This window comes from Caldibacillus debilis DSM 16016 (genome assembly GCF_000383875.1).
In the GTDB taxonomy this organism is placed as follows: Bacteria; Bacillota; Bacilli; order Bacillales; family Caldibacillaceae; genus Caldibacillus; species Caldibacillus debilis.
The window spans coordinates 428684-438389 of sequence record NZ_KB912879.1; the positions used below are offsets into that span (position 1 = coordinate 428684).

Below are 9706 nucleotides of genomic sequence, written 5' to 3' on the forward strand. Positions count from 1 at the left end.
AGTTTTAAGAAAGCGTTCTCTCTTCCAAAGCCCATTATAAAGATAAGAGAACAAATTTTCAATAACAATAGTTAATTTGAAAATTTGTTCTCAATCCGTTCAAAAAAAATTCAAGATGGCAAAATCCGTCTCGAAAACTGTAATGGCCGACGTATTTTCACCGAGAGGACGCGACGGTCGAAAGGAAGTTATCGGAGACGACGTGCGCCATCCGGCGGTCATCCTTTAAAAAACTTGCTGGTATTGATGATCCGCTGCCGCTTTTCTTCAAAATCGATATGGAGAATTTCCAAAAAAATCTTTTCCAGGAGGTAAATCAACGCATAGCGGGCTTTCGTGGGGACTTCCTTGAACATCACGGGGTCGTCCTCCAGGCAGCCGACGCTCAATTCGATGGTGGCATATTTGGACAAGGAACTGTTAATGCCGTTAGTCACCAGGATCTGTTTGCATTTCTTTTTGCTCAGTTCCTTTTCAATCTCCAAAATTTCCTCCGCTTCCCCGCTGTTGGAAACGATCAATACGACGTCATCATCCCCCATCATCGAGACCATGCGGAACTGGTCGGCGTAAGTTTCAAAAAAGATCATTTTGGAAGGCTCGATTTTCCGCATGCGAAAGTAAAAATCCTTGGCGGGAATTTGCGACATTTGGAAGGCCATGATAAAGATCCTGGGAGCCTCGAGCAATAGCCGTACCGCCTCTTTAAACTCCTTCCGTTTCGTCACTTCTTCCGCTTTCATAAGGGCCTTTACGATTTCGTCGTCGACGGTCTGGTTGTTTTTTTCATCGTTCATGTAACTGTATTTCAGCTCGTTGAACCCTTTAAACCCCAGTTTTTTGGAGAAGGAGATGATGGAGCTGGGCACGTTCAACGTTTGTTCCGCCAGTTCCCGGGCCGTCAGGTGGGGGATCTTCTCGTGATTGTTTAACAGAAAATTGGCAATGGCCTTATGGGACGGCGACAAATATTTATATTTTTCATTGATCCGTTTAATGACCGTGTTCATCGGATTTCACTCTCTCTTTTTTGTTTTTGGCTCATGGGCGCCGCGCCGCGGGGCACCCGAACTTTTTTTCGGAAATTCCGGTGCTCCCGGCATCTTTCCGATGCCGGCAAATGCCGGACGAAAGAATTCGTCATCGGGTCATTCCCTCGCCAATGGCAAGAAATTCCGTCTGTAACATATTCTATCAAAACGTTTCCATTTTTGCAGGGGATTGTCCGGCGGAAATTTTCGATTTCCCCAATGCCGGGGCGCTGAAGTTTTGCCTCCGTATGGTATGGATTCCCTACCGCCAGAAAAGCGGAGACACACCGAAACCGGATCATCTCTCCGTCCCGGTGCGCATCTTTATCAGGAGTTCCATCCTTTTGCTTCAATCCTAGCATTTAATGAAAATGCGCATTTCGGGGGAAAATGCCCAAGGGGATTTGCTTGCCAAGATCCGAAACCGCCCCACAATTGACGCGAATATGTCATTGCACTTGAACGCGGAAAATGAGGATTTAGAGAATGTACATTGCGCGAAGAAAAGCATGATGCCGGAAATTCCAGTCGGCCGCCAGACACGTTTGCCCGCGGAATGCGTCCGAGAAAAAGCGCGGAAGGACCATGAAGGTATTTGCAAAAAAGGTCGAAAATGAACGCAATCGAGATAAAAACAGAGGCCAAACCGCAGCCGAAACCGGAACCAATCTAAAACTGAACGCAATCGGCAAAAAGGGGAATGCCGTTTCATCGGATCGGCGGCGCATTAGTGGGGCCAATGGCATGAAATCCGCGGCTCGGAAGAGTGGAAAGATGGCCGGAAAACGGGAAGAAAAAAACCGGGGGAACATTTTGTCGAGAAGACACGGGCATAGCCGGAAAAGCCGCAAGAAACAATCTTCCGCACATAAAAAACGCGGCGAATACGCCTGTATACGATTCGCCGGATTTTAAAACGCGGAAATTTATATTCACTTACAATCTTGGAAAAAGTTAAAATCGCACGCAATGCAATCATCCGACCCATACGGCAGCATTCAATCCATTGATAAAATCGCGAAACTATGATAAATTAGTGTAGCAACACATTATTGTAATAAATTATAGTATAATAACCCAATTCTAATTATACAGCATAAATCCCTTTCCGTCAACCCCCATTTTTCATCATTTTTTAAAGGAGTGCTTGATATGAATCCGGAACTTCGGCGGGAGCAGGAACGATTGGACAGCGTAATGGAGATCATCGCGGAGCAAATCGGCATGTTGGAAAAGGAAACCCTCCGGCGCCGGAAAGAAGTGATTAACATCCGCAAACATTTTTGGGATGACGTCAAGGTCAATACGGACACGTTCGACGATTATCTGGAGACGATCATCGCCTTGAGGCAACAGGCCCAGAACCTGTCCGTGAGCCAAAGCACCCACAGACAAGCCTTTAAGAGGCTGGAAGCGCTGCGCCGCATGCAGGAGATCCCCTATTTCGGCCGGATCGATTTCACTGAAGAAGGGGATTCCGCCGCCGAAAAAATCTATATCGGCATCTCCACACTCACGGATCCAAGCGGAGAGAACATCCTCATCTACGACTGGCGGGCGCCGGTCTCGAGCGTCTACTACGATTACGCGCCCGGTCCGGCCGAATATGCCACACCCGGAGGCACGGTCCGCGGCACGCTGGAGAAAAAATGGCAATATATCATCCGCGGCGGCGTTATCCAATCGATGTTCGATACGAGTCTCACCATCGGAGACGAGATTTTAAAGCAAGTGCTTGGCAAAGTCTCAGACAAACATATGCACAACATCGTGGCCACCATTCAACGGGAACAAAACCGGATCATCCGGCATGACCGGGGACGGATGCTCATCGTGCAAGGGCCCGCCGGCAGCGGCAAGACGTCGGCAGCCCTGCAGCGGATCGCCTACTTACTCTACAAGTACCGGGACAGGCTGAAAGCCGATCAAATCCTATTATTTTCACCGAATTCGATGTTTAACAGCTACGTCTCCAATGTGTTGCCCGAACTCGGCGAAGAAAACATGCAACAGGTCACCTTCCAGGAATACTTGGACCACCGGTTGAGCAAAGAATTTCAAATCGAGGGGCCATACGAGCAACTGGAATATGTGCTGACCGCAAGGGATGACCCTTCCTGGCGGACCCGGATGGCGAGCATCCGATTCAAGGCATCGGCCCGTTTTTTCGAGGCGATCAAGGCATATTGGAAGTCGCTGGCATCCTCCGGCATGCTGTTCAAAGATATTCGATTCAGAGGAAAACCGATCATCACCGCCGAACAAATCGCGGAAAGGTTTTACAGCAGCGACACCTCCCTCCGCTTTCACAACCGGCTTGAAAAGCTGACGGATTGGCTGAACAAAAAAATCGATGAAGCGGAGAAACTTGAACGGACCAAGCCGTGGGTACAGGAAGAAATCGAACTGCTCAGCGACGAGGATTACCATAAGGCTTACACCTATTTGCGGAAAAAACGCCGCTCCAAAGGCAAATCGCTAGACAATTATGAGAACGAGATCGAAGCGCTGGGCGAACTGATCGTCCGCAAAAAGTGGAAGCCGTTGCGCAAGCGGATCCGGACCCTTCGTTTCATCGACTTTAAAGGAATGTACAAACAGCTTTTCGCCGATCCGACGCGGATCAAATTTTGGCTGGAAGGGGAAACGCCCGAGGAGTGGGAGGATATTTGCCGGTTGACGGCGAAAATGCTGGACGAAGGCAAACTGTTTTACGAAGATGCAACGCCGTTTTTATTCTTGCAAGATCTGATTCAAGGCTTTCAGACGAACGTCTCGATCAAACATGTGCTTGTAGACGAAGCGCAAGACTATTCCCCGTTTCAATTCGAGTATTTGAAATGTTTGTTTCCCTCGGCGAGGATGACCGTGCTCGGCGACTTTAACCAGGCGATCTTCGCCCATTCGTGCGAAACGGCCGATTTTCAAACATTGACCAGCTTGTACGGACCGGATGAAACGGACGTGATCACCTTGAACCGCAGCTACAGATCCACAAAACCGATCGTCGAATTTACGCGCGGGCTCGTGCCCAGCGGCGAACGGATCATCCCTTTTGAGCGCGAAGGCGAAAAGCCCGTGCTGACGAAAGTTGCCGACCATGACGAACTGCACCGCTCGATCGCTTCCAAAGTCAAGGACTTGCGGAACCGGGGGTACCATACGATCGCGGTCATCTGCAAATCGTTGGCGGAAAGCACCGCCGCCTACGAGGCGTTGAAGGGCGTCGACGAAATTAAACTCGTCAAGAGCGGCTCCGCCGAATACGAACAAGGGGTGATCGTCATACCGGCGTATTTGGCCAAGGGCATCGAATTCGACGCCGTCATCATTTATAACGCATCGGCGCAAGTTTACGGCGATGAGAGCCTGCGCAGATTGTTCTACACCGCCTGCACCCGGGCCATGCATCACCTGCAGCTTTACAGCGTGGGCGAACCGAGCCCCTTTTTGCGCAGCGTCGCGCCGGGGAGTTACCTTACGGTCCCGAATTAACGCGGGGGCAGGTTCGGCGTCTTCAATGGATCACTGTAATAAAAAACAAAACGAACGTCTCGCGAAACGGAAAGATCTTCCGTTCGGCCGCATCGGCCGTCCGGCGTCCGTTGATCACAGTCGTTTCTTATATTGGACGTTCAAGGAAATTTTGTTCTTCTTGGATCATCCGTTTTTCTTTTCCAAACCGGCGAAGGGCGCTTGCCGGCCACTTTGCCCAGCCGGCATTCGGCATACTTTCTGACATAGGCAGGGGGCTCCGTTTTTCAATCAGAGAATCTCCTGCCTTTTTTGCTTGTGTTCTCAGCAGAATGCCTTGCGCAAATTCCGATCGCCGCCCGAAAACAATAGAGCCGCGGGTATCGCGAAATCCGTCTGAAAATATGTTTGCCCTGCCCGTAAAAAAATTCCCCTCCGGCATTGCGCCGATTAGAGGGGAATGTTTTTCGATGAAAAACGCGTCGTCTCCGTCGGTGGCCGCACGAACACGCTAGTGAAAATCGTTATCTTTCTTCCGGCCGCTTTTTCGGATGAATCGTCCAACCGGCAACCGTACAGGAAAAATCCTTACCTTTCTTCGGTCGCCCGTTCAAGGACCTGCTTCATAAAATGAAGAACATCGTCCCGCAGCTCTTCATTTTGCAAAGCGAATTCGATCGTCGTTTGGATGAAGCCCAGCTTTTCTCCGACATCATACCGCTTGCCCTCGAATTGGTAGGCGAAGACGCGCTGGATTTGATTGAGCTCCCGGATCGCGTCCGTCAGTTGAATTTCCCCGCCGGCTCCGACTTCCTGCTTCGCAAGGAAACGGAAAATTTCCGGGGTCAAAATATACCGGCCAATGATGGCCAAGTTGGACGGGGCGGTGCCCTGTTCCGGTTTTTCCACGAAGCTCTTCACCTGATACAGCCTGCCCCTGCTGGACAGAGGATCGATGATCCCGTACCGGTGGGTTTCGTCGTCCGGCACTGTTTGCACGGCGATGACCGAAGACAAGGTTTCCTCATATTGATTAATTAATTGTTTTAAGCAAGGAACCTCCGCCTGGACGATATCATCCCCCAACAGGACGGCGAACGGCTCATCCCCGATGAAGTTCCGGGCGCACCAAACCGCATGGCCCAGCCCCTTCGGTTCCTTTTGCCGGATGTAATGGATTTCCACTTCCGAAGATTGTCTCACTTTCTCCAGCAGATCGAATTTTCCTTTTTCCTTCAGGTTTTGCTCCAGTTCAAAATTATTGTCGAAATGGTCCTCGATGGCTCTTTTCCCTTTTCCCGTAACGATGATGATATCTTCGATCCCCGATTCAATGGCCTCCTCCACGATGTATTGGATGGTAGGCTTGTCGACGATCGGCAGCATTTCCTTCGGCATCGCCTTGGTGGCCGGCAAAAATCTCGTTCCGAGTCCTGCTGCGGGAATGATCGCTTTTCTTATTTTTTTCAACGGTTTGGACTCCTTTCTATGTACTTTTCATGAAAAAAAGGAAAAAATTTCTATTTCTATTTTAGCATGGCTGGCTGCATTATTATATTATTTTACAATAAGTTTCCAGAACAGGGAACACCCCCGCCCCTTGTTCCGTTCTTCCCCTTTTGCGAGCTTTTCCGTCAGGAGCCGGCTCCTGCGGTCTTCATCACCATATCCCTTTCCCCCGGACCAAAAAGTTCCATAAAAATCGTTGGATTTTCCTTGTCCAGCTCTGTTGTCGGAAACCACTTCATTTTATCTGAAAAACCTCCGCAATCGAACAACATGTATTTGGGAAAAAGACCGTTTTTATTCAGCCGGCATCAGGCAGACCGGCCTCATGCATCCCTCCACGGGAACGGGAAGCGTCCATGGAAATCGGCAAGGAAAAATCCGCCCGGAAAATTCCGGGAGACGGGCGCCGATTTCCACAGAAGCATCCCTCTCCGATTTGAAGGACCGACCGCACTTCCCGAATTTCGGAGGACAAACGCCGATTCCATAGAGACATCCTCCACCTGTTTAGAAAATCTCCCCAATTCCCGAATTCCGGGACACAGGCCCCGATTTCACAGAAACATCTCCCGCCGATTAGAAAGTACCGGTGCATTCGGATCCGGGGGACTTTTCACCATTTCGCCATTTTTGTCAAAATCGGAAAGTATCAACTTTTACATATTTGCGAAATATTTGACAACCTTATTGACTGTCTAACCGGATCGGTCTAATTTTAAAGATGGAGAAACCGTCATATTGAAAATGAATGAAGGAGGCTAAACATGGCAAGCATTCTCATTTCACCGAACAAATACATCCAAGGCAAAGGCGAATTGCATCACATCCACGAACATATCGGACACCTCGGAAAATCTTTCTTATTCATCGCAGACGAGTTCGTGCAAGGGATTACGAAAAACATCATTGAAGATAGCTTTGCCAAAACGGATGCTTCCATTGTATTCGAAACGTTCCGCGGCGAATGCTCCAAACAAGAAATTGAACGGATTAAAAAGGTGGCCTTGGAAAATAAGGTGGAAGTCGTCGTCGGCGTCGGCGGAGGAAAAACCCTCGACACCATTAAAGCGGTAGGCTATTATACGCAGCTGCCGACCGTCGTGGTTCCGACCATCGCTTCCACGGATGCCCCGTGCAGCGCGTTGTCCGTCATTTATACGGAAGACGGCGTATTCGAAGAATATCTCATTTTGCCGAAAAACCCCGACATCGTTTTGGTCGACACGCAAATCGTCGCCAACGCGCCGGCGAGACTCCTGGCAGCCGGGATCGGCGATGCGCTGGCCACCTATGTGGAAGCCCGCGCTTGTTATGAAGCCAACAAAACGCCGATGGCCGGCGGATCCATTACGAGAGCGGCGATCGGGCTTGCCGAACTGTGCCAAAAGATCCTTTTTGAAGACGGCTTAAAGGCCTATTTGGCGGTGCAAAGAAAAACCGTCACGAAAGCGGTGGAAAACGTGGTAGAAGCCAACACGTATTTAAGCGGCATCGGTTTTGAAAGCGGCGGCCTTGCCGCAGCCCATGCCATTCATAACGGCTTCACCGTATTGGAAGACGTCCACAGCCTGCTTCATGGCGAAAAGGTCGCCTTCGGCACCGTCACCCAGCTGGTGCTGGAAAACCGCAGCATGGATGAAATCGAACGAATGATCCGCATGAACATCTCCGTCGGCTTGCCGGTCACCCTGGAACAAATGGGCATCACCGAAAATGTGGAAGAAAAGATTTGGAAAGTCGCCGAAGCCGCCTGCGCGGAAGGCGAAACGATCCATAACATGCCCTTCAAAGTGACGCCCGATGACGTGTACGCCGCCATCCTAGCCGCCGACAGCATCGGGAAACGTTATGTCAAATAAACGTGTTTCTTAAATCTTTTCACTCCCGGCCGTCCGCCGGGAGATTCATAAGAAAAGAAAGACTCTCCTGCACGTTTGCCGTTTCGGTGAATGGGACAGGGGAGTTTTTCTTCATCTTTTTCATTGAACCCGCGTCCATTCGGGATGAAGTCCAAAATTTAAAAAGAAGCGGACGCAAAACGGTTCATATTGCCAATCTTAAGTCCGCCGAGCAGAACGCAAAAATTTCCCAATGATTTGGACTTCACATCAATCAGCGAATGACATGTTGCAAAGGATCTGGGCTGATGAATGAAAGAGGTTTTAATAGAATTTCAAACGGACTGGCACCTTAAATGCATCCGGGATGAATGATAAAAGGGCGAAGGCATATCTACATAGCAAAAAATGAAGCGCTTCTCTAAAAACACGATGATGGCGCCGTTTACGGCGGTTTTTTATCTCTAAAACTGTAAAAGTCGGGAAAAACGGTTCCGCGGCCGTCTTCTCCGGCGCATTTTCATCTTTCCCCACAGGAACACCTACGAAAAGCTTTCATCTTTGACTAATGGGAGAGATTATCATTAATCACATTTAGTGATTCGGCAATGCCGAAGATACTTTCGATCAAATCTGGCAATTGGAAGGAAATGCTAGCCAGCGATATGGCGATAATCGCCAAACAGATCAATACGAGACTCCTCTAAAGCTTTTCTCCCATTTCCCGCCCCTCCTTTTCCCCATCTTTTTATGAATAGAAAATTCTAAATATTTTTATAATAAAGATCTTTTTCTTGGAAAAGAAAAACTTTTTTGATCGGTACCGATTGGAGCGGTCATGTCCTCATGTCTGCCAAAATCTTGCACCTAATCGTGGGAAATATGGCTTTTACGGAAATGGAACACCCCTGCACCCGCTTCTTTTACACCAATTCGCGGACTTCATCGATTGGAGTTCCGTCGATCCTTGCCTTACGTTGACTCGGCACAATCACACGGCATTAACCTCCTTCAGGCAAAGATTTATACCCATATCGTTTGTTGGAAGCTGTGAAAAGATCCATTCGTGAGGAAACGCCGGGAAGAACCGAGTCATTTAACAACTGGCGTAGCTTTTGCGGTATACAAAAATTCAAAATGTAGCCATAATCAGCGGATAAAAAAAACCGGAACCCCCTTCGAGGTTCCAGTTTTTCGTCTTTATCGGAGAGGCGGGCAACAGGAATGGCAGTTCGTGCCCATTGGACGATGGCTTCCCTTGAGGGACCAGATCCCGCCGTCCATTTGATCCGCTCATCCCGGACCTGATCGTTATGAATCTGCAGCCCATAATTGTTCATGGACCGGAGGCTTGCGGAACCCGCATCACCACCGCCTAATACACTTTTACCGTCCGGGCGGTGCTGCGGTTCCCGGCTTTATCGATGGCGTACACTTTCAGCACCGTGCCTTTTTTCTGGGCGGAAATGGCGACGCTGAAGGTGCCTTTCGCGGATACGGTGCCTTTGCCGATGAGCTTCGAGCCGCGATAAATGTAAATGGTCGCGCCTTTTTCCGTTTTCCCGGTCACTTTTTTTGATTTGGATGTCACTTTGTTCACGGACGGGGCGGGCGGAGGCGTTTTGTCGACGACCTTCACTTTCGTCTCTTTGCTCTTGTTTCCCGCTTTGTCCACCGCGTAAACCGTTAACGTCGTACCAGCCTTCTGCTTGGAAATTTTGATCGAGAAGTCGCCTTTGCTGTTGGCCGTTCCCTTCCCGATTTGTTTCGAGCCGGCCTTCACATAGACGGTGGCGCCCGCTTCGGTTTTTCCCGTCACTTTCGTGGCGTTGTCACCCACCGTGCTCACTTTCG

General features: G+C 49.5%; 5 protein-coding genes. 2 read left to right on the plus strand and 3 right to left on the minus strand.

The window, feature by feature from the left end; all coding sequences use genetic code 11:
- Positions 1 to 218: 218 nt before the first annotated feature.
- A complete protein-coding gene (locus A3EQ_RS0102810; RefSeq protein WP_020153668.1) occupies positions 219 to 1010 on the minus strand; it encodes a MurR/RpiR family transcriptional regulator in 792 nt (263 codons plus the stop codon).
- 1173 nt (positions 1011 to 2183) lie between these two features.
- Here A3EQ_RS0102810 and helD point away from each other — a divergent pair.
- Positions 2184 to 4526, plus strand: a complete 2343-nt coding sequence (helD, locus tag A3EQ_RS0102835; RefSeq protein WP_020153673.1) for an RNA polymerase recycling motor HelD — start codon at positions 2184 to 2186, stop codon at positions 4524 to 4526.
- A 567-nt stretch (positions 4527 to 5093) separates the two neighbouring features.
- Here helD and galU read toward each other — a convergent pair.
- On the minus strand, positions 5094 to 5975 hold the full coding sequence (gene galU, locus A3EQ_RS0102845) for a UTP--glucose-1-phosphate uridylyltransferase GalU (RefSeq protein ID WP_020153675.1): 882 nt from the start codon (positions 5973 to 5975) through the stop codon (positions 5094 to 5096).
- An 803-nt stretch (positions 5976 to 6778) separates the two neighbouring features.
- On the opposite strand from galU, the gene A3EQ_RS0102860 reads away from it, so the two are divergent.
- Complete coding sequence (locus A3EQ_RS0102860; protein ID WP_020153678.1) at positions 6779 to 7873, plus strand: glycerol dehydrogenase; 1095 nt, start codon at positions 6779 to 6781, stop codon at positions 7871 to 7873.
- 1354 nt (positions 7874 to 9227) lie between these two features.
- Here the strand turns inward: A3EQ_RS0102860 and A3EQ_RS0102870 are convergent.
- Positions 9228 to 9706, minus strand: a 479-nt coding sequence (locus tag A3EQ_RS0102870; RefSeq protein ID WP_020153680.1) for an Ig-like domain-containing protein, incomplete at its 5' end; no start/stop codon positions are given.

Excerpts from the sequence above, each read along its gene's own strand:
- helD (WP_020153673.1), top strand. The coding sequence starts at position 2,184 with ATGAATCCGGAACTTCGGCGGGAGCAGGAACGATTGGACAGCGTAATG.
- A3EQ_RS0102860 (WP_020153678.1), top strand. The coding sequence starts at position 6,779 with ATGGCAAGCATTCTCATTTCACCGAACAAATACATCCAAGGCAAAGGC.
- A3EQ_RS0102810 (WP_020153668.1), bottom strand. The coding sequence starts at position 1,010 with ATGAACACGGTCATTAAACGGATCAATGAAAAATATAAATATTTGTCG.